Raw genomic sequence first — 21,419 nt, 5'->3', positions numbered from 1 at the left:
AGAGCCCATGGGCAACAAAAGAGACGATGAAGAGTACTTGCCAGAGCGCCGAGCTCCTCGGCGGCGATCAGAACGAGATAGAGAGCTAGAACGCCCGGTACAACGTGGCTACCAGGGGCCTCCTCGTTCACAGCGTCAGGTTCCGCCCCCCCGCCGTCGTAGCCGCTCAGAGAACGTTGATCGTCAGGGTAGTTACAGTGACCTGCCAGAACGTCAGGATCGTTCACACAACTATAGTAAAACACAACGTCCTCGATCGTCAGGGCGCTATGACGAAGACTATGATCAGTATTATGTTAATGATGAAGTCACGTATGATGACGATTTTGACGAATTCCAGACCAACCGCCGTATGCAGCCGCGTAGCTCGCCGAGCTCATATGTATTAGAAGATGAGGAAGTGCCACGGAAGCGACGCAAAAAGCGCAGTTCCTGGCCAACGCTTTTAAGCGGTTGTGCCTTAGGGATTCTTTTTGTCATCTTAGCCATTGGAATTGTGGTTGTGGTGGTATTACGTGGCGCGCAGGGTCAGGGTCTGCCACCAGTACCCGGCTTTGGTAACAGTGGAGTAAGCAAAGCTTTTACCAAAGAAGAGAACGTAAATATTCCACTGACAGCCCTCTCTCAGATTATTCTTTGTAATAAAACCGGCAATGTCACGCTCAAAGTCGATAATCAAGTGACGCAGCCGACAATCACAACAAAAAAGACCGTCCATGCAACCAGTCAGAGCGAGGCCGATCAGAAATTTAGCCAGCTGGCCGTCCAGGTTCAGCCCCCCACCTCTGCGCTAAGTTGCACAACCAATGCCACTGGTAGCACGAGCGATGTGACACCAACTGCGACTCCTGTGGCCACAACGGCGAGTTCTGCAACAGCCTTGATTGTAAACACCATCTTTCCCACCGGCAGCAGCACCGTCAATTCCGTAGATATTAGCATTTCACTCCCACAATCGATCTTACCAGCAGATAATCCAAGCATGCAGATTAATGTTGAGTCATCAGGGAATATTGTGTTGGATGGCCTGAGTGGCACAATGAACATCAAAGGTGGGATAGGAACAGTCAGTGTACAACATAGTGTGCTGGCAGATGGCTCACGGATCAGCGCTCATGGCAAGGTAAGCTTTAGCGGCTTTCTCAATATTCCTCCCACAACTGCACCGAACTTTATCTTACAGAGCGAATATGGTATCACCGTGACCTTGCCCAGCAATGCAAATGTGGTGCTTGATGCCAATACCAACGTAGGAACAGTGAAAAGCGATTTTAATACCCCCATTCCGGCTGGAAATGGCCCGGTAAATTATCGTGGTCCATTGAATCCTGATAGCGCCTTTCAATCTCAGGCAACTCTGGTACTAGATGTGAGTACTGGCGACGTTATTATTAATAAAGCGGCCTAGAAATGCGTTTTAGCATGGGTAATCTTCTCTTTAGACAAGGTGACATTCAGTCTGGTTTTTAGCGAATGCTTGTCAATAGAAGAATACTCTACTATAATAATCCAACTTTAGTATTGTTACTTTTTTTCATTACTTATATGTATGTAAATGTTGAGTGGTAATGGTTTGTTGTTTTTTTCTGGATATTTGGAAAGGAGGAGCCGTCGTAGCCTGACCGCGCATCTGGTGATGATAGGCAATCTCTGCCATGCAAAGATTGTGATCATCCTTAAAAAGCGTAATGGATAGGTGACGGCATCATCTCATGGATGTGGTAAACGAACTTCCCTCGCTTGGTACTGTGCGTTTAATCACAGGTCCTGGGGCTGGTAATAGTTATAAAATTACCAGGCCCATCACGACAATTGGACGTGAGCCAGGCAATGATATTATCATCTCTGATCCTTCAGTCTCCCGTCAGCATGCTCAGATCATTTATAATGCAGGAAACTGGAGCATTAAGAAATTATCAGCTCAGAATATCTTAACTATCAATCAACGTGAGGTTCAGCAATCCCCTTTAAGTGATCGAGACACGGTAGGTATTGGACCTGGTTCCAGCTTTCTGTTCTACATTGAGCCTGGAGGTGCCCAGCAAGGAGTACCATCGACAGAGCGGAGTGCGGGTCCGCCACAGGGACGGCCAGCGGATGCTCATGTTGTAGCGACACCGCAAGCAGCGCCAGGAATGGGAACCCCCAATCCTCTAGGTCCCGTAAATTATCCAGTGCCAGCGAATCAGCCGCAGCAGCATATGAACTTCAATATGCCCCAGCCTTCATTGCAGCAAGGCGGACAGCCCTTTGGAGCCCAGGTCTCGACTCCGATGCCAGTGCAACCGGGTCCAAAAGAATTCGCGACGCAGCGCTCGGATTTTGCAGGCTCTTTACCGGCAGGGACCGTAGCGGCGGGAACGATCAATGAACCGATTCAGGGTATTCCATCATTAGAGATCAGCACCAATACAGATTACAAAAAAGAGGTCTATCCGCTCTACCCTGGACAACAGATCTTTGATATTGGCCGTGACCCCTCTAATTCCATTGTCATAAATCGTCCAACCGTCTCAAGCTTTCATGTGCAGCTTGTGCGCGAAGGAAACCAGCTGGTACTTGTGCATCCTCATCCCAAGCGAGGAAAAACGCTGAATGGTCTGACCTACCAGGGGCGTTCGATTGGAGGAGAGGAGCCATTTCGCAAAGTACTGACCCGTGGCGATGTCTTTCGTATCAGCGATCAGAACGGAACCTTTGTCTCTCTCGCTTATAACGATGGCAGCGGTCAGGTACAAGAGATCCTACCGGAGCTTCGTCCGATTCCATTGGGGGCACCACTGCTGACCCTTGGGCGTGCTCCTGACAATACCGTTGTATTAAGTCATCCGCAGGTCTCAAGCTATCATGCGCGGTTAGAACAGATACAGGGTGGTTATCGTATTGTGGATAACGATAGTACCAACCATGTGTATGTGAATGCTCATCGCGTCACCCATGCAACACTCAAGCCAGGGGATCAGATTCGTATCGGACCTTTTGCCCTCACCTATACAGGAACGCAATTAACGCAACACGATGAAAGCAATGGCATTCGTATCGATGCGCTCCACCTTAGAAAAGAAGGCAACAATCATACCGTTCTGATCAACGACATCTCGATTGCCATTCCACCGCGTAAATTTGTGGCTCTGGTAGGTGGTTCGGGTGCAGGTAAGTCCACCCTCATGGACGCATTGAATGGACTTCGACCGGCGCAGGGAGGAGCGGTCCTTTATAACGGCCAGGATTATTACAAGCATCTGGCCGCCTTTAGCACACAACTGGGCTATGTGCCTCAGGATGACATTATCCATCGGGATCTGACCGTTGGGCGTGCCCTTTACTACGCCGCCAAATTGCGCTTGCCCAAAGACTTTACAGAGCACCAGATCAGAGAGCGGATCGATGAAGTACTGGACGATGTAGAGATGAAGCATCGGCGCAATCTTCTCGTCAGCCGACTTTCTGGTGGGCAGCGCAAGCGTGTCTCGATTGCCTTAGAGCTGCTGGCAAATCCTAGCGTCTTCTTCCTGGATGAGCCCACCTCGGGCCTTGATCCTGGTCTGGACCGTAAAATGATGTTGCTGCTGCGCAAACTGGCTGATAAAGGCCATACAATTGTGCTGGTAACACATGCCACCAACAATATTAATGCCTGTGATTACATCTGTTTCCTGGCACAAGGCGGGCGTCTGGCATACTTTGGACCACCCAATGATGCCAAAGTATATTTCGGCAAGACCGATTTTGCCGAAATCTATAGTGCATTGGAGCCGACAGAAGAGCATCCGAATGCTCCAGTCGAAGCTGAAGAGCGTTTCAAAGGGTCGCCAGATTACCTGCGTAACGTCGTTGAGTCGTTGAACCAGGGGCCAGCCGGACGTGCTAATGTCATTCAGCAGGCAGAGGCCGTCAAGCCACCAAAGCGTGGCAATCCGTGGAAACAGTTCTTCCTGCTCTCGATGCGCTATCTGGAGCTGCTCTTAAACGACAAAGTCAATCTGGCCATCCTGATTCTGCAAGCACCGGTCATTGGATTGATTCTTTTTCTTTTAACGGCCAGTGGAACCTTTTCACCAAACAGTATCGTCACCTGTGCAGGGCCAGATCCTAATCAACCATCTAGAATAGCAGTGGTCAGTTGTCAATCGGTGGTTACAATGCTCAGTGGCCCACAGGGAGACGCGTATGCCCAACAGCAGGGCAAGACCAAAGCAGCGCTCTTTAATCAATCGATAGAATGGGGCTCTGGTGGTAATGCTCAGAAGACCCTGTTTATTATGGCCTTTGCTGCGGTAATGTTTGGTTGTATCAACGGAGCACGTGAGATCGTCAAAGAGGCAGCGATTTATAAGCGCGAGCGGAGCGTCAACCTGGGTATTGCACCCTACCTCTTCTCCAAAATTGCCGTCCTGGGAGCCTTCAGCCTGGTACAGAGCTTCATCCTTGTGTTTATGGTCAACATCAAATCACCTTTTGATCAGCTTCACGGGATAATCATTGGGAGTACCTTCCTGGAGATTTATGTGTCGCTGGCCCTGACCTCGATTGCTGGTCTGATGACGGGCCTGCTGGTCTCAGCCATCGTACCGAACAATGATCGCGCGATGAGCCTGATCCCATTGCCACTGATCCCCCAGGTCATCTTTGCAGGTGTCATCTTCTCCTTAAATGATCCGCCGCTCTTGCAGATTCCAGGAGCCTTCTTTGCAGCGCGCTGGTCGATGGCTGCAATGGGATCGACCATTGGCCTGCACGCGGACAAATCGGCAGTTGATAGTTTCTCGTATGCAGGAACCCTTTTCCCGGGCCTGGACGCCAATGGGAATCTGCTTACGAATCAGCCCTGGGCAACCACCCACCTGTTGCTCTGTTGGGGAGTCCTGGTAGTTATGATTGTAGCGCAGGGACTGGCCATTGCCTGGTTCCTCAAGCGTAAGGACGTCAGAGCTTAGCATAGCCGCCGTCACACAAGCATAGATGGTACTTCTTGGCACATATATTGTCGCGAAGTATCATCCTATGCTATTGTAGCAATGTTCCAAATTGGATAGTCCAGGTAAAGGGGCAAGAAGAGAAGGCATGTTACAGAATAGGCGGATCGTCGTAGGAGTCTGTGGAGGTATAGCCTCATATAAGGCGATTGACCTGGTAAGTAAGTTGCAGCAGGCCGGGGCGCTAGTTGATGTTATTTTAACCGAGCATGCAGAGGAGTTTATTCAGCCGCTTACCTTCTCCACTATGAGCCACAGGCCAGTCTACAACGACCTGTGGGAGCCATCTGGCCAGGCTGCCGAGCACCATATTGCCCTGGCAGAAGCCGCAGATCTTCTGATGATAGTTCCCGCGACAGCTCAGACGCTGGCAAAGCTAGCCCATGGTATGGTTGATAACATGTTAACCGCTGTAGCATTAGCGACCAGGGCTCCGATCCTTCTGGCTCCTGCCATGTACAAAGAGATGTATACCCATCCTGCGACACAGGCTAACCTTGCTCTATTGCGTGAGCGAGGGGTAACTGTTGTAGAGCCAGAGGTTGGGCGTCTGGCGTCTGGTGCAATTGGGCCGGGACGATTACCAGATACTCCGACCCTTCTGGGGGCAATTGCTACAGTTTTGGGACGACGTGGCGATCTTGCGGGGAGACGCGTCATCGTCACTGCTGGTGGTACTCATGAACCAATTGACCCTGTGCGCTACATTGGGAACCGTTCTTCAGGAAAAATGGGCTATAGTCTGGCTGAAGAAGCGCGAGATCGGGGGGCGCACGTTATATTAGTAACGGGGCCGGTTGCACTTCCTGATCCTTATGGTGTGGAGGTGCAACCGGTCGAAACGGCGTTGCAAATGCGTGATGCCGTACATCGCTTTATTGCTGACGCGGATGTCTTGATTATGAGTGCTGCTGTGGCTGACTTTCGACCTGCTACACAAGCGACACAGAAAATCAAGAAGCGCAGCAGTGGGGCGCAGGGGCGGGGGCAGAGTGAAGAGGGAGAGTTCTCTATCGAGCTGGTCCAGAATCCAGATATCTTAGGGGAGCTAGCCCAGATCCTAAATGCGCCTCCCGCGCAGAAGACAACCTGCCAACGACTCGTCCGCGTTGGCTTTGCTGCCGAGACCGAGCATCTTGTCGCTCATGCGCAAACCAAACTCCAGCAGAAACAGTTGGATTTTTTAGTGGCGAATGATGTCTCGCGCTCAGATAGTGGCTTTGGCACTGAGACCAATAAGGTGCTGCTGCTTTATGCTGATGGAAGAATTGAGGACTTACCACTCATGTCCAAAGCAAGCGTGGCAGCGGAAATCTGGGATCGTGTAGTACCACTTTTATCTGTGCAAGAACAGGGTGACGGATCGGAGTAGTCTAAAGGACGAGCGTTGAGTTGGGAGATTTTGATCTAGATTTAGATGGGTACACGAAGTACGCAGGAGGAGCCCGCTATGGATCGCAATGCTAGCAATGGTTTTGAAGGTATTGCTCAGATGTTACTTGAGCAGAAAAAATTGATGGACGCTTTAGAGTCGGAGAACCGTGAATTACGACGGCAACTCGCCGATCTGCGCCGTGGTATCGGTATTGCTGTGATTATCGAGGGGAAAACAATTCAACTCGCCAATGAAGGTGGTATTCCCAATACGCCACAATCCCAGGCTGCTTTGCAGAGCTTACAGGGGATTCAGGGAAACCCTAGCCCTTCGTCAGCCAATAATTATAGCAACCAAAATGGTCGCTCAACTGGTGGGCAGTCATCTATTGGCGGTGACAAGCGCGATAACAATGTACGTAGTCCCCTGGCCGATAGCTTTGTCTTGTAATAACAGGTGATCAGAAGAGTGCAACACAGTTAGAGTGGTGACCGCGGCCATCATAAATGATGGGCCCAACACGTTTAAGCGATAAATCGCACACAAAGAGGCGATTTATCGCCCGAGAAGGTAGGGCCCATCATTTATGATGGCCGCGTACCACGTCATTTATCATGCATAGTGGCTCTTTACCCGTTTAAGCGATGAATTGCATGAGGGTGGAACAGAGCGGAGTGGTGACCGCGGCCATCATAAATGATGGGCCCAACACGTTTAAGCGATAAATCGCCCGTAAAGGCGCAATTCATTGTATGATGTCCGCGTACCACGTCATTTATCATGCATAGTGGCTCTTTACCCGTTTAAGCAATGGATTGCATGAGGGTGGAACAGAGCGGAGTGGTGACCACGGCCATCATAAATGATGGGCCCGACACGTTTAAGCGATAAATCGCCCGTAAAGGCGCAATTCATTATATGATGTCCGCGTACCACATCATTTATCATACAATATACACTCGACAGAATTTATGGGTGAAAACCTGAAAGGTGCCCATCAGCAGACCCTTACCATCTTTCCACCTCACCTCTGGCGATATTTGATCCTTCCATAAAGCAGGCGTTTATCTAAACAGAACAAAAAGCGACTTGGGCATGAATGCTCTTCCATGCTTGTAAGTTGTTGAGAATACTGATACTATTACCCCACATGAAACAGAGAATCTTATCGAAGAAGCACTGTTTGCTGAAGGAGGTTTCTACCAATGGTCTGCCCCCGTTGTCATAGTCAGGTTGCCGATGGCGTGAAATTTTGTGGAGTGTGTGGTTCTCCCATGCAGACGCCACCGCCCTACAGTTCACCGCAACAGCCCCCGCAGGGAGCGCCCTATAGTTCACCACAACAGCCCCCGCAGAGTAATCCATATGCGCAGCAGCCTCCACAGGGTGCTTATGTGCCCCCCAATCAGTATGAGGAATATGCCAACAGCTCGTTGGGAAGCGCAGTCCCTAAAGCCGAACTCCATAACCCTAAGGGACCGTTGCGCGTAGCGGATATGACCATTACGATTGATGGTGAACTGGTGCCAGTTGTAGATATTATGCTGGGGAATCAGATGCCCATTTACTTTGAGCATCATATTCTACTTTGGAAGCATCCAGGTGTGCAGATTGGCTTTAAATCCATGCGTGGAGCCGCCAGACGTTTCTTTGCTGGACTGCAGATCTTTATCAGCGAGGCGCAAGGGCCAGGAAACATCTCCTTCTCGCGTGATTCAGTGGGGCAGATTGTCGCATTGCGTCTTCAGCCGGGCCAGATGGTTGAAGTACGTGAGCATCAATTCCTGGTCGCAACTGGAAATGTGGATTATAATTTCACCTTTGTCCAGGGAGCAGCAAATATTCTCTTCAGTCGTACAGGTATCTTTATCGATCAGTTTACGGCACAGGGGAGCGAAGGGATGCTCCTCTTACACGGTTATGGTAACGTCTTTGAGAAGGTGCTTGCTCCAGGAGAGGTGCTAGATGTCGAGCCGGGTGCCTGGCTGTGGAAAGATCCCTCGGTCCAGATGCAGGTAACCACCGTGGCCTCTTCGCAGCGTGGTGGAGGCATTCTGGGCGCTATTGGTGGTCTGATTGCCGGAGCCTCATTCACTTTGAACCGCTTTATAGGCCCTGGCCGTGTTGGAATTCAATCGATGACCTATCATCCACCTACAGCCGAAGGCTCACCGCAGGCTGGTGGACAGGCAAATATCAATCTTGGCAACCTGTTCCAATAGCCTGTACAATCCTTTCAGCTGCTAGAACTGCGAGCTCGTGGTTCTAGCAGCTGAGCCGTAAATCGCGCTCAGGCGTGAGTGGGCGGGTTCCCCTTCTCCTTATTGATACGTAGAATCTTGAGCATATACTGTTCTGAGTTTAAGTAGAAGGGATTGCGTTTGATGTATTTGCCGACTACAGAGATTGGATGGAGCTTGAGCATTTCGACGACCAGACTGGGGAGTAGTTTGCTGTGATCATAGTGCATCAGGGCAATAATGGGTGCATTTTGAAACGTAAATACAGCATCGGACGCTGCCTCATATTTGAGAATCTGTTCTGGAGTGGCCAGATCTTTTGCAAGCCAGGTCATATCGATAGAGATGCGGACAGCCGTCCAACCTTCACGTAAAGCCTGAGCAATAAAGGTCTGATGGGAAGAGAGCAAGAAATAAGGATCAAAGCGTTTACCATTGGCCAGGAACGCCTCCCGCTCCTCAAAAAGGACCAGCTGCCCTGACGCAATCAGCTCATCCACATCGACCTGGAGCTTCTCCAACTCATCACGGAGCTCCTTCACCTGGGCTGGAGCTGCGGCAAAGAGACACTTCTCCGAGAGTGAGAAGCCGACCCGCATCAAGCGTGCCGTAACGCCGGGAATCTCAACCACCTTGCTATAAAGCTGGCAGATATGTGAGCCAGGGGGGATGCGTTCCGATTTACCTTCAACACTAAGATCCATACCTACCTCCGCTGTTGCTGCTCGACTGGGCAGCCTTCTGTTCTTTCTGTATCTGTTGCAATCGCACAGATTGGTTAGTGATAAAAACAACAAACCAGGCCATTGCACCAAAAAGGATAATCTCTCCTCCTGTAACACCTGTCAGCAACAGCCAGAACCGTTGTTGGGAGCCAATGGGGAGAAAAGGCGCAATTAGCAGTGCACCGAGCAAAAAGACGAGTGGGAAACTCAACGCCCAGGTAATAATCACGCGTACACCTTGAGAGCGCGTCAGGGCTACCTCCCCGCTATAAGGAAAGAAGAAACGGCGCATCAATGAATACCGCGGTTGGTTCTGCATACAGCTATTTTAGCCCTTCTCGTTGCCGATATTCTAACCAGCGTTGTAGCATGTTTTCAGCTTGATAAAGAATCTGCACTTCGTTCTGATACGTCAGGCGGCGATAAGCCTCGGCTAGAGAGAACCATTCCACGAGATCATATTCTTGATCATGGAAAGAGGTGTCGCCTCCAATAGCCTCAAGCAAAAAGTGACGTACCTGTTTGTGATAGCGGATCTGCTCACGTACAAAAGAATAAGAGATACTACCAATATACGTGATGAGATGTACCTGTAAGCCAGTTTCTTCCTGAGCCTCGCGCACTGCCACCTGTTCAACCGTTTCGCCCGGATGAGGAGTGCCCTTAGGTAAAGACCAGATCCCAGCCTGGCTACGGCCAACGAGCACCACATCCATAGTCGCTTGTGGCTGAGGATCTAATGTAGCTGTATCTTGAACGCCCTCAGGAGTGCACATTGGAGCCAGGCGGAAAACAACACCACCTGCTGAATAAGCGCGCATGGTTCGATATCGCTCCATATGCTTGCGATCTACCCTCTCTATACCACCTGACAGGCGATGCACGTTCCGGGGCCCCGTCGTTTAGAGATGGGCCGGACCACAACTCTTGTTCTCCTCTACCACCTGACATGATGTGCTGGTTTCTCTTCTATATGTTGGCTATACTATACAACATTTTTGCGCTTGATGGTCTGGCTACTAGCTGCTATGAGCCGGAGTCGCAGCGTCTAGAGGGGACCTCTTCCAGCATGCAGAGAATTATGTGAGAGTATAGCGAATGCATCAGCCTGTGTCAAGATAACATACGCCGAATCGCTTCAATGTTGCGATTGGGAGTCTCCGGTGCGATGGCGCAACCTGCGGTTAAGAAGAAGTGCTCTTTCTCCGTAATTTCCAGTGCTTTGTGGACCTCTTCTTGAACCTGACCTGGCGAACCCGTCTTTAAGGTCGTCTGTTCGCTGAGTCCGCCCATGACTGCCTTGCCCGAGCGGCGTTTGCCTTCTGCCAGATCAGGATTACCTTCGAGCGTTGCGCTCCAGCTGATGGCCTGTACGGGATAGGAAGCGAGCAGATCAAAGTAGATATGTGGACCACAATGATGAAGAATATTGAACTTGCTGCGGCTCTTGATGGCATCCAGGAACTCTAGATCATATTGTTCACCGAATTCGCGATACTGGTCCTGTGTGAGGAGTCCCGATCGAGCCCAGCCATTAGTGGCATAGAAGATGCCGCTGGCCCCCTGTTCCAGGCAGGCAATGGCATAATTGGTCAGCGTCTCGGTGATGACCCGGAGGGCTGCGTGGAGGGCTGAGCGATCCTCTCGAATGCTATGAATAATGGGTTCATTGTGATCGCCAACCAGGTACTTCGCAACGGCCAGAGGGCAGAAGAGCGTCTGGACAAAGTAAGCATCGTAGCCCACTGTATGATTGATCAATTGGAGAGCTCGTAGCTGTTCGCCTAACGCGCCGCGATCCGGCTCCTGGGGGCGGATACGCTTCCAATCGGAGGCTCCACGAATGGGAGAGTCTTCAAACGTAGGTGGCTGATGTTTCTTTCCCGAGGGGACATATCTGGCCTTCCAACCTTCAACGAGATAGCTCGAGCGAGGAGTGACCTTGACAAAATCCCAATCATAGCGCGTATAGTTCTCGACAGTAGCATCATAGAGGCCTTGAATACTCCACTCTCGTTCATAGTCGTGGCCCCAGAGGCTTGCGGGGACGCGATCAACCTTCTCACCGCGTAGGGCTGCATCGACCCTCTCTTTTTTGTTCATGATGTAGATCCTTTCTACTTATACCTTCTCCAGTATGGTTTACACAGCATTTTTTTGTTCACCAAGCTCTTTAAAGCGATAGCCTACGCCGCGTTCGGTTAAAATGTACTGAGGATGGGCGGGATCCTTCTCCAGTTTCTGGCGTAGATAAGTGATATAGAGGCGAAGATAGTGGGATTCATCCCGATATTCACGACCCCATACCTTGGAGAGAAGAGTCTCATGGGTCAGTAGACGGCCAGCATTACTAACAAGGTGATAGAGAAGACGATATTCAGTTGGACGTAAAACTACTTTTTGGCCGCGGACAGTCACCTCACGGCGAGCAAAGTCGATCTTAAGATCAGGGTCAACCACAATCTCAGTTTTACGAGAAGGGGGAGCCATGAGAGAGCGACGGAGTAAGGCGCGAATCCGCAATAAGAGCTCGCGCGGGCTAAAGGGTTTGGCGATATAGTCATCGGCTCCGAGATCCAGGCCACGGATGCGATCCTGTTCAGTCTGGCGGACGGTGAGCATAATAACTGGTATTGTTGAGACCTCACGAATGGCCTTTAACGTTTCAAAGCCATCCATCTCTGGCATCATAACGTCTAAGACGACCAGATCGGGGAGGCTCTCGCGTAGCTGCTCCAGAGCTTCGATCCCATTACTGGCTTCGATGACACGATAGTGTTCAAGCTCCAGGTTCATGCGAACGAAGTCACGGATGCGTGGTTCATCGTCCACAATGAGAATAGTCATATCTCGTTGATCAAATGCTTCCTGTTCCATCATCAAAAAACCACCATCGGTAATTGTGCTTTCTCCTCACGCGGTAAACTAAATAAGAAGGTTGAACCTTGCCGGAGGGTGCTTTCCACCCAGATGCGCCCCCCATGTGCCTCAACGATAGCGCGGCAGATATAGAGCCCCAGACCTGCTCCAGGCGTTGGTTGGGCGAGAGGCTCACCCACGCGATGGAAGCGATTAAAGATCTGCTCTTGTTCGCGGACAGAGATTCCCATTCCATGATCGCTGACACTGACAATCACCTCTTCTCCGGTCGCAAAGCAGGCGACATCGATATGAGGTTTGCCTGGAGAATATTTCACGGCATTATCCAGAAGATTCTGTATGACCTCTTCAATGCGCTCCTGGTCGGCCATGACGGTTGGTAGTTGCGGCGGAAAAGAGAGCGAGACCTCTACATCTGGCGCTTTGGCGTGCAAGCGCCGGATCATCTTACGAATAAGATGTTCCAGGTCCAGAGAGGCGATATCCATCTGCAATCCATGGGCTTGAATGCGCGACGCATAGAGCAGATTTCCGACCAGTTTGTTGAGTCTGTCGGCCTCTTCTTCAATCGCGACCAGACGCAGGCGGAGGGCCCTGGCATCCAGCCGCGAGTCTGTTCGTGCAAGTGTAGAGGCATACCCCTTAATAATTGCAATGGGTGTCTGTAGCTCATGTGAGATCACTGAGATAAACGTTGAGCGCTGCTCCTCTTGCTGGCGTTCGCGGGTGAGATCACGAACATTGAGAATGCCATTCATTGTTTCGCCACGGGCGTTGCGTACGCAGGAGGCTGTGACGGCGACAGTAAAGCGCTGTCCATCGCGAGCGCAAATGACCATCTCACGATTGACCACCTCCTGGCCTGCAAAGGCTTGCAAGATTGGCGACTCCTCTAAGCGTAGATCGTTGCCCTGTCGATCCTGTGGGCGCAGCACTTTAAAATAGAAGCGACCCAGCACCTCATTTTCGCGCCAGCCGGTCAGGCGTTCCATTGCAGGATTAAAATCAATGATTCTCAAAGCGTTATCAACAGTTAGAATCCCTTCTGTGCTATGTTGAAAGATGGCGGCTAAGCGCCCCTGTTCTTTGACAAGCGCCTGTGAGCGCAGTGCAAAGCGGAGACCAGCCGTCAACTGAGCGATAAAGTGGAGCAGCGTTTCATCGGTTCTGGTCCCCGCCGATTCGGCTCCATGATCTTCGAAGCATGAGCGCAGGGTTGCTAATCGTAAGAAGTATAAGGTACCCAGCGAGCCATTCTGATCGTAGAGGGCCAGTGAGCAGCATTCAACTCCTTGTTGTTCGGCAGCCTCCTGTGCGATGCCAAAGCGGGCTGCCAGGGCTGGTGGTAGTGTCTCGACGACAAGCGGATGCTGTACATTGGGTTGCATCGCTTCCTGAACATACGAGAGCAGGGCAGGTAATGCCTCTTCGCTAAGATGATAGAGAGTATATTCGGCACTACTTTGCGGATCGAAAGCCTCATTAGAGACAGCAAAGACACCGGATTCACCACGCAGCAACGTAATTGCGCTACCAATTAACGTGGACATGTGATCGTATGAATCCTCTGGCAGTGGCGGCTGGGACCAGGACATAACAGACTACTCCGCTGTGGACATACAAATTTTATCAAAAAAGGTTGTTGTTTTGTACAGATCGGTGTTGTTAGGGAGAGGAATTCGCCCTTGCCCCGCGCTTTCATGCAAGTTTTCGACCATCGAGCATACAACTTGCTGATGGGGGCAACGGTGTTATTGTAACACATAATTCCAGTGTTAAACATCCATCAAGTGCGACTTGTTCTAAAATTAACGAAACGTGCCTGTAATTTTATGGAAATTACCTCTTCAGCGGCTAAAATGCCAGGGGCTAGTGATGCTATCTGGTGTGTTATAGCGGATCTTTTTTATGCAGCCTGACGCTGTTTTAGACGATCCAGCTGGATCTGGTGAGCGCTTCTCAGGCATAGTACAATAATTGGGAAGAGAAAAGGCCATCGGCGATTGATAGAGGTAAGTTGACGCATGCATTTTGATATTTTTACGCTGTTTCCGGCGATGTTTCAGGGACCGTTTACTGAGAGTATCTTGAAGCGGGCTCAGGAGCGGGACCTGCTGAGCATTGCTCTGCATAATATTCGTGATGCTACGACCGATAAGCATCATGTGGTGGATGATTATCCGTATGGTGGTGGCGCGGGCATGGTGATGAAACCTGATCCAATCTTTAGTGCGATTGAAGCAGTTCATCAGGGAGGGCCGATTATTTATCTGACCCCGCAGGGAAAGCTCTTTAATCAGCAGATGGCCCGTGAGTTTGCCCAGGAGCCGCGCCTGACATTGCTGTGTGGACACTATGAAGGGATTGACGAGCGTGTCTGCCAGCATCTTGTGACTCATGAGGTCTCAATTGGCGATTATGTGTTAACCGGAGGGGAACTGGCGGCGATGATTCTGGTTGACGCTGTGAGCCGTCTGACTCCAGGTGTCTTAACTGAGGGCTCGGCTGATGATGAGTCGCATAGCCATAACCTGCTGGAGTATCCTCAATATACGCGCCCGCCTGAATTTCGCGGCTGGCGTATCCCGGATATTCTGCTTTCTGGACATCACGAGAACATTGCCCGCTGGCGCCGCAAAGAGTCTATCAGACGTACCCGTGATCGACGGCCCGATCTCTATGCGCGCCTGGACCTCAGTAGCAAGGCTGATCGAAAGCTCTTGAAAGAACTGGCTGATGAAGAGCGTGCTTTAAAAAGCGAAGATGCAGAAGATGCATAGGAAAGAAAAACTGAAGATGCTCAGGAAAGGATTCTGAAATATGGATGTACAGACATACAAGAGCGTCCAGGCGTATCTTGCACAAGTCCAACCACTTTTGGAGGCCCGGGAAGTAGAACATTGCTTGATGCAAGGAATCGCCCTCAACATTCGGCGCTCACCAGCGCTGGAGAAGAATGCTTATTTTATTACAGTAGCTGATCAGGGAGCTGTCGTAGCCTCTGCACTGGTGACTCCACCATTTAACGTACTCTTAGGTGTTTACCAACCGGATGTGGATGCAGCCCTGGAGTTGCTGGTGGCTCGCGTCGTTGAAGAGCAGTGGCCTGTTCCTGGTGTTCTGGGCGATGTAGAAGAGAGCCTCTTTTTTGCCGAGACCTATCAGCGCTTAACAGGTCGCACCTATAGTAAGAATATGTCTGAACGGCTCTTCATGCTCACCGAAGTCGCCTTTCCACGGCCTGCGCCTGGCAGATTGCGAATGGCAACAAAAAAAGATTTTAAGCAGCTATTGGAATGGAATAGAGCCTTTTTTGCTGAGGCTCTGCCTGATATGCCACCTGAAGATGACTCTAAACAGATGATCAGCCGAATTACCCATGGCGATTATTGGATCTGGGAGACACCGGAACAAGAGCCCGTCTCCATGGCAGCCACATCGCGTGCTTTGTCTACCACAATCAGCATTGGCCTGGTTTACACACCTCCAGCGTTAAGAGGTCGGGGCTATGCAGCTAACTGTGTGGCCACCCTGAGCCAGCATCTTTTGGAGCAGGGTTGGCAATCATGTAATCTCTTTACGAATTTAGCGAATCCGATCTCGAATGCCATCTATCAGAAGATAGGCTATCGAGCTGTAAAGGATTTTCAGATCTATCGTATTGCATAAGCGCCCCTCTCTTACTCGTATTTTTGGTAGCGGGCAGCCTGTTTGCGAAGGAAATCGTTGCGTGCTCGTTCTTCCTCCAGGATCTGATCGGCCTCGTCGGCCAGGGAAGAGCGATTGGGATCATCCTGATCATAGTGGCTGCCTCCGCGATTGTCATAGACCTCACGGGCGCGACCACCATCGACCGATTGTCCAATCACGCCATGGTTCTCCAGGAGATCGATCAGGCGGGCGGCGCGTGAATAGCCAACGCGCAGGCGGCGTTGTAAGAGGGAGATCGAGGCGCGGCCATATTCGCGGACCACCTCTTCAGCCTTATCCAGCAGATCATCCTCGAGCTCGACCTCATCGGCATGCTCTTGTTTGAGCTCCCACCGGCTATCCAGAATCGTCTCAGCACCGGGATCGTTATCGGCAACGGCAGCCAGGCGTGTAGAGGCTTGCTGACGCCAGAAATCTGCCAGGGCCTGAGCCTCATCATCACTCAGGAATGCACCCTGGATGCGCTCAGGACGCCCCGCATCGGCTGGTAGATAGAGCATATCTCCACGGCCAAGTAAGCGTTCTGCACCGCCCATATCAATGATTGTGCGCGAATCAACGGCAGAGCTCACCATGAACGAGATGCGGGTTGGAATATTCGCTTTAATCAAGCCTGTAATTACATCTACAGAAGGGCGCTGCGTGGCCACCACCAGATGGATGCCGGTTGCTCGTGCCAGCTGTGCCAGGCGACAGATCATGCCCTCAACCTCTTCAGGCGCGGCCATCATCAGATCGGCCAGCTCATCAATAATGATGACAATGGCAGGAAGATTGATTAATGAAGTATCGCCCTGACCAATTTTTTCCAGGCGTAGTTTGCGATAACTATCGAGATTGCGGACACCTAGCTGTGAGAAGAGACGGTAGCGGCGCTCCATCTCATTGATAGCATTTTTCAGGAGCGAGACAACCTTATCGACCTCGATGACCACTGGTGCCAGGAGATGGGGGATCCCATTGTACATATTGAGCTCCACCATCTTGGGATCGACCATGAGCAGTCGGACATCGTCAGGAGTAGCCTGAACCAGGATACTGGCAATAATGGTATTAATGCAGACCGACTTGCCAGCCCCTGTTGCACCAGCGATCAGCAAGTGCGGCATGCGAGCAAGGTCGCCAACCCGTACGAGACCGGCGACATCCTTACCCAGCCCCATTGCCAGCTTCGATTTATTGCGAGCAGTCTGATATTCTTTGCTCTCCAGGACCTCGCGGAGCGTCACCAGACGGCTATTTTTATTGGGAATCTCCACACCGACGTAGGGGCGACCGGGGACAGGAGCCTCCATACGGATAGTTTTAGACTCAAGCACGAGAGCCAGATCGTTTTGCAGGGCCATAATCCGACTGACACGTGTGCGTGTCTCATAGATAATCTGCCCGGCAGCATCGAGGACTGGCACCATCTTCCCCGTCTTCTCATCCTTCATCATCTCAGGCTTGCCAGTTGGACGAATTCCAAAACGGATAACGGTTGGTCCAACGCTAATATCCTCTTTCCGCACCTCGGCATCTACGCGGAAGCTTCGTAGCGTATCCTGGATCATCCTTGCCAACGTATCAGTATCGTCTCCAAGCAATTGTGCTTTGGTTGCTTCTGGATTATGCAAAAGCTGTAAGTTTGGAAGAGTCCAGGAAGAGAGAATCGTAGGTAAAGCTGGATTGGAGCCAGCCGTTGCAGAGCGTTTGCTTCCTCGTGATTTGGCGACCGGCTGGAGATTGAGGGCGACCGGCTCCAGAGGAACCTCCTGTTGAGGTGAGAGAAGCGTCATGCGTTCATCTTCATCCAGTGGTAGGGGCTGCTGGCGAGCATCTAGATGTTCATCGAGAGCCATGGGATTGGGAGTGCGCAATCCACCGCGAGGCACACGGCTAATCTGCTGTTTATGGATATTGATATCATTGAGCGGATCATCCTCTTCATCCATATACGTGCTCTGATTAGTACCATCATAGGCTGGTTGATTGGGATCATCAAATTGAGGATCAAACTCAATCGTGCTATCATCGTGGATATCGGTATCATATCCAATCGCCTCTTCTTGATCAATGGTGCGGCGTGGGCGGCGAGAGATTTTGGCTTCGGGAGCCACATAAGGTCGATTGGGAAGGGCTGAGGCGCGACTCATCCCCGCTCCATAGCGGCTATATTGTGGTCGCTGATTGAGATTGAGATCATCATCTAGCTCAAGATCTGGATTGTGAAGCACAGGATCATCCAGATCAAGCTCCATCTCATCATCCTCATCTTCATAGATCTGAGTTGCTGGTTGTCGATTGCCAAGAATCTTTGACTCATCAATTGACGTAAAGCGTTCAAAGAGATGCACAATAATCATCACATGGCTAAAGGTCAGTCGGAACGTCAAGATACAGACGATAAGCAGGAGCCCCAGGATCGTCATGTGTTGTACAGGAGCTGGCCAGCTTCCGATCGGCGTAACAAGCCATTCGGCCAGAACTCCAGCCTTCATTGATCCAAGGATTAAGCGGCTCTCCAGAAGAAGCAGGAGCCAGATCAATCCAATACCGCCGACAAAGGTAGAGCGGACGAGCCGCTCCTGTCGAACGCTTTCAAGGAAGAGCGTGACTGAGAGAGCGATCAGACCAATGGCAAAGATATAAGCGGCCCAGCCCAGGAAGACCACAAAAAATTTCCCCACTCCTCCCCAACCTCCAGAACCACTTAAGAATGTTAACGAAGCAAAGAGAAAGAGAGAGAACACAAAGAGGCAGATACTTATAATGCGGCGCTGATGATGATCGGGTAGATTATTCCACTTCTGGCGTACCGATGCAATAAATTGTAGATCCTTTGGATAGGGAGCCGACGATGGCGCCATGGAAGAGGCAGGACGATATGAGCCAGGAGATGGACTTCTCCTGGTTGATCCAGCGCTCTGTTTGGGACGTGGAGCCTGGCGAGAAGGGGCAGCACTACGGCTAGCGCGCGGCGTAGCACCACGTTGATCGCCACGCATATTTTGAATATTGCGTGAACTCTGGCCTCCCGCAGCCTTGCTGACGCGGGAGCCTGATTGTTTTAGACTGGGCACCACCCGTTCATCAGCTCGTTTGACAACTTTTTTCTGACCACTGCCTGCCATATGCTGGTTCCCTCCTTACTTCAAGAGATAGATACCTTGTATGATAACGCACCTGTTCTCGAGACGCAATAGCCCGTAAAGCATTCAAGCGAAGTAGAATGACATAGAATCAGTCAAGATTAGCGAATAAGGCATATGTTTTGGGGCCTCAGAACAGGTCAATGGCGCAGTTGCTACAAGCGAGCAACTGCGCCAACTTTCTCATGGAGAGCCTGCTTAATTGTGGCTAGCTCGTTTGATAAGGTCATAGGTTGTGGGGGGAATGCCCTCACTAAAGTATGCATTAACGGTAGCGCCAAACAGCGTCACCAACGAGATCAGATAGAAAAACAGGAGGAGGATCAGGGCCTCTGTAATCTTTCCAACCACACCGCTTGTATAATTCTCACTATAAAGAGGGAACAAAATCAGACCAATCTGTAGCGCCACGGCAGCCGTAAGAGCGCCCGGCACGCTTGAGCGTAATTTTGCTGTCAGTGAATGGTGGATATTGGGCACAAACGCATAGATAATCTCGAAGAGAAAGAAAGAGACCAGTAAGCTTCCGACATGTCCGGCAATGCGATGAAGCAGTTCGGGATCGCTATAATGGGTATTTTTTGCTAAAAAGACCGCCACTGCATCAGGAGTCAGCGAGGTAAAGACCAGAATGGGTGTCAGGACCATAAAGGCAACCAGCATAGCCATGGCGACCAGATTCTTTTGGATCAGAGGGCGCTGTGGTACACGATAGATCAAGTCAAAGCAGGCCTCTAAAAGCGTAAAGAGGCGAGTGCCAAAGAAGACAGCCGTCACCAGACCAATGGATGTTAGCAGATCGGTCGCTTGTGGAAGTTTATGAAAGGCTGAATTGACGATATCCTGAGAAGTCGTTGCGAAGATAGATTGAGGCAGGACCTGCTGAACCTGAGCAATTAATTCGCGCTGAGCCTGTGGATTTAAGTTGCCTATAACCTTACTTACAAAAGCGAGCAGCAGGATAGCCAGCGGAATCAGAGAAGTTATCAGCACAAACGTAAGAGCCTGAGTAGTATGAAGCGACCAATCACGATAAAACTTTATCAACAGCTCTTTCAGAGAGCGTCCTTCGGCCTGGGCGGCTCTCGCAGTTGCCTCTGCCGGATGATTCAGGGCGTCCGCCTTTTCCAATGCTGTCATGAATACTGCTCCTTATTAGAAGAAATGAGACAAAATGAGACAAATAAATAATGCAGATAGCCATCAAGAACGATGAGATGAAGTCAACCCAATCAGAGTCTGTCCATGATATTCAATAAACTCAAGATCGGTACATAACATAAAGAGTGGTAAGCCAACGTATTGTTGTTGTATTTACAATCACTACAATCACGACCGAGCTCAGCAAATCGTTTCATGTACAAGTCAACCTTTTCATTATTTCCGCTGCACGTTATAATAAGGTGGACCGTCTAATCCTTTTCGTAGGTTTGTGCGAGGAGCAACGAGCGTTATGGTAGAAGTAGAACATCCGCGGTTCCAGATTCGTTTTTGGGGCGTGCGGGGAAGTTATCCTACTCCGGGTCTGCATACAGTGCGCCATGGGGGGAATACAGCCTGTGTGGAGGTGCAAGCGGGCCAGCATACATTAATTTTTGATGCCGGGAGTGGAATTATTCGACTGGGCGAAGAGCTGATGCGCAGGCAGCAGGGACAGGGACTGATGCAACTGGCGCTCTTTATTACCCATGGACATGGCGACCATCTTCAGGGGTTTCCATTCTTTGCTCCTCTTTTTGCGGCTGAGACAAAGGTGCATCTCTTTGGCCCTCAGCTGGGTTCAAGAAGTATTGAAGAGCTCATGACCATCCTCATGTCACCACCCTATTTTCCAGTTGATGTCCGTAAGCTCCCATCCCAACGCGTTTTCCATACGCTCACCGATGAACAGAGTATTAGCTGGCTTAACGGCTCAGACGAGCCAGGTATCTACGCCTATCCCCCCCGAAAAGAGATAGTGGGGGCCGGGGAAGTGCGCGTGAGCACCAGATTTACGACCCATCATCCAACCAATGGGGCGATTCTCTATCGGATCGAGCATGCAGGTAAGCGGATAGTGTATGCTACTGATGTAGAATGGAATGAAGGCTGTGAGCGTGAGATCCTTGAGTTTATGGAAGGTGCAGACGTCTTAATTCACGATGCACAATATACGAAGAAGGATTATCAGAAGGTCAAGCATGGATTTGGTCATTGTACAGTAGAGATGGCCATTGAGGCAGCCGCAGCCGCCCATGTGAAAGAACTCATCTTATTCCATCATGAGCCAACTTATGATGATGATCAGCTAGATGCAATGGAAGCCGAGGCGCGGGGCCGTTTTGCGCAGACGCGCTCGGCATACGAAGGTATGGAGATTGATCTTTTAGCTTAAAGGATTG

General features: G+C 50.6%; 17 protein-coding genes. 8 read left to right on the top strand and 9 right to left on the bottom strand.

Annotation, left to right across the window (positions count from 1 at the left end; all coding sequences use genetic code 11):
• Positions 1 to 7: 7 nt before the first annotated feature.
• The 4 genes from EL628_RS01375 to EL628_RS01360 all read left to right on the top strand — a co-directional run bounded on the left by EL628_RS01375 (position 8) and on the right by EL628_RS01360 (position 6,801).
• Entirely contained in the window at positions 8 to 1,408 is a 1,401-nt protein-coding gene (locus EL628_RS01375; protein ID WP_126578019.1) for a hypothetical protein, read from the top strand.
• A 304-nt stretch (positions 1,409 to 1,712) separates the two neighbouring features.
• Positions 1,713 to 4,937: an FHA domain-containing protein gene (locus EL628_RS01370; protein ID WP_126578018.1), complete on the top strand. Its 3,225-nt coding sequence runs from the start codon at positions 1,713 to 1,715 to the stop codon at positions 4,935 to 4,937.
• 127 nt (positions 4,938 to 5,064) lie between these two features.
• A complete protein-coding gene (coaBC, locus tag EL628_RS01365; protein WP_126578017.1) occupies positions 5,065 to 6,348 on the top strand; it encodes a bifunctional phosphopantothenoylcysteine decarboxylase/phosphopantothenate--cysteine ligase CoaBC in 1,284 nt (427 codons plus the stop codon).
• Positions 6,349 to 6,426: 78 nt separating this feature from the next.
• Complete coding sequence (locus EL628_RS01360; RefSeq protein ID WP_126578016.1) at positions 6,427 to 6,801, top strand: hypothetical protein; 375 nt, start codon at positions 6,427 to 6,429, stop codon at positions 6,799 to 6,801.
• A gap of 179 nt (positions 6,802 to 6,980) precedes the next feature.
• On the opposite strand, the gene EL628_RS29675 is transcribed toward EL628_RS01360, so the two are convergent.
• Positions 6,981 to 7,133, bottom strand: a complete 153-nt coding sequence (locus EL628_RS29675) for a hypothetical protein (RefSeq protein WP_161975195.1) — start codon at positions 7,131 to 7,133, stop codon at positions 6,981 to 6,983.
• A 423-nt stretch (positions 7,134 to 7,556) separates the two neighbouring features.
• On the opposite strand from EL628_RS29675, the gene EL628_RS01355 reads away from it, so the two are divergent.
• On the top strand, positions 7,557 to 8,573 hold the full coding sequence (locus EL628_RS01355; protein ID WP_126578015.1) for an AIM24 family protein: 1,017 nt from the start codon (positions 7,557 to 7,559) through the stop codon (positions 8,571 to 8,573).
• A gap of 68 nt (positions 8,574 to 8,641) precedes the next feature.
• Here the strand turns inward: EL628_RS01355 and EL628_RS01350 are convergent, their stop codons facing one another.
• The 6 genes from EL628_RS01350 to EL628_RS01325 form a co-directional block, all read right to left on the bottom strand.
• Positions 8,642 to 9,295: an MEDS domain-containing protein gene (locus EL628_RS01350; RefSeq protein ID WP_126578014.1), complete on the bottom strand. Its 654-nt coding sequence runs from the start codon at positions 9,293 to 9,295 to the stop codon at positions 8,642 to 8,644.
• The gene (locus EL628_RS01345) at positions 9,285 to 9,635 is read right to left on the bottom strand and encodes a hypothetical protein (protein ID WP_126578013.1); all 351 of its coding nucleotides are present in this window, start codon (positions 9,633 to 9,635) and stop codon (positions 9,285 to 9,287) included. Before EL628_RS01345 ends, EL628_RS01350 begins: the two co-directional genes overlap by 11 nt.
• Before the next feature lie 4 nt (positions 9,636 to 9,639).
• Positions 9,640 to 10,137: an NUDIX hydrolase gene (locus EL628_RS01340; RefSeq protein WP_161975194.1), complete on the bottom strand. Its 498-nt coding sequence runs from the start codon at positions 10,135 to 10,137 to the stop codon at positions 9,640 to 9,642.
• Between the two features lie 292 nt (positions 10,138 to 10,429).
• Positions 10,430 to 11,419 (bottom strand): uroporphyrinogen decarboxylase family protein, encoded by a 990-nt coding sequence (locus EL628_RS01335; protein WP_126578011.1) that lies wholly within the window; start codon positions 11,417 to 11,419, stop codon positions 10,430 to 10,432.
• Between the two features lie 39 nt (positions 11,420 to 11,458).
• Entirely contained in the window at positions 11,459 to 12,193 is a 735-nt protein-coding gene (locus tag EL628_RS01330; protein ID WP_126581844.1) for a response regulator transcription factor, read from the bottom strand.
• Between the two features lie 2 nt (positions 12,194 to 12,195).
• Positions 12,196 to 13,746, bottom strand: a complete 1,551-nt coding sequence (locus EL628_RS01325) for a PAS domain-containing sensor histidine kinase (RefSeq protein WP_161975193.1) — start codon at positions 13,744 to 13,746, stop codon at positions 12,196 to 12,198.
• A 474-nt stretch (positions 13,747 to 14,220) separates the two neighbouring features.
• Between EL628_RS01325 and trmD the strand changes: the two genes are divergently transcribed.
• Together trmD and EL628_RS01315 are read left to right on the top strand one after the other, a co-directional pair.
• Positions 14,221 to 14,976, top strand: a complete 756-nt coding sequence (trmD, locus tag EL628_RS01320) for a tRNA (guanosine(37)-N1)-methyltransferase TrmD (RefSeq protein ID WP_126578009.1) — start codon at positions 14,221 to 14,223, stop codon at positions 14,974 to 14,976.
• A gap of 40 nt (positions 14,977 to 15,016) precedes the next feature.
• Positions 15,017 to 15,865: a GNAT family N-acetyltransferase gene (locus EL628_RS01315; protein ID WP_126578008.1), complete on the top strand. Its 849-nt coding sequence runs from the start codon at positions 15,017 to 15,019 to the stop codon at positions 15,863 to 15,865.
• A gap of 11 nt (positions 15,866 to 15,876) precedes the next feature.
• On the opposite strand, the gene EL628_RS01310 is transcribed toward EL628_RS01315, so the two are convergent.
• Positions 15,877 to 19,020 carry a DNA translocase FtsK gene (locus EL628_RS01310; RefSeq protein WP_161975192.1) on the bottom strand — a complete coding sequence of 1,048 codons (3,144 nt, stop codon included), beginning with the start codon at positions 19,018 to 19,020 and terminating at the stop codon, positions 15,877 to 15,879.
• 216 nt (positions 19,021 to 19,236) lie between these two features.
• Positions 19,237 to 20,178 (bottom strand): YihY/virulence factor BrkB family protein, encoded by a 942-nt coding sequence (locus EL628_RS01305; protein ID WP_126578007.1) that lies wholly within the window; start codon positions 20,176 to 20,178, stop codon positions 19,237 to 19,239.
• A 313-nt stretch (positions 20,179 to 20,491) separates the two neighbouring features.
• On the opposite strand from EL628_RS01305, the gene EL628_RS01300 reads away from it, so the two are divergent.
• Positions 20,492 to 21,412, top strand: a complete 921-nt coding sequence (locus EL628_RS01300) for an MBL fold metallo-hydrolase (RefSeq protein ID WP_126578006.1) — start codon at positions 20,492 to 20,494, stop codon at positions 21,410 to 21,412.
• Positions 21,413 to 21,419 lie beyond the last annotated feature (7 nt).

The sequence above is a fragment of the Tengunoibacter tsumagoiensis genome (genome assembly GCF_003967535.1).
Classification (GTDB): domain Bacteria; phylum Chloroflexota; class Ktedonobacteria; order Ktedonobacterales; family Ktedonobacteraceae; genus Tengunoibacter; species Tengunoibacter tsumagoiensis.
The sequence above is the reverse complement of the archived record's forward strand: the minus strand, read 5'-3'. Positions and strand labels throughout refer to the sequence as shown.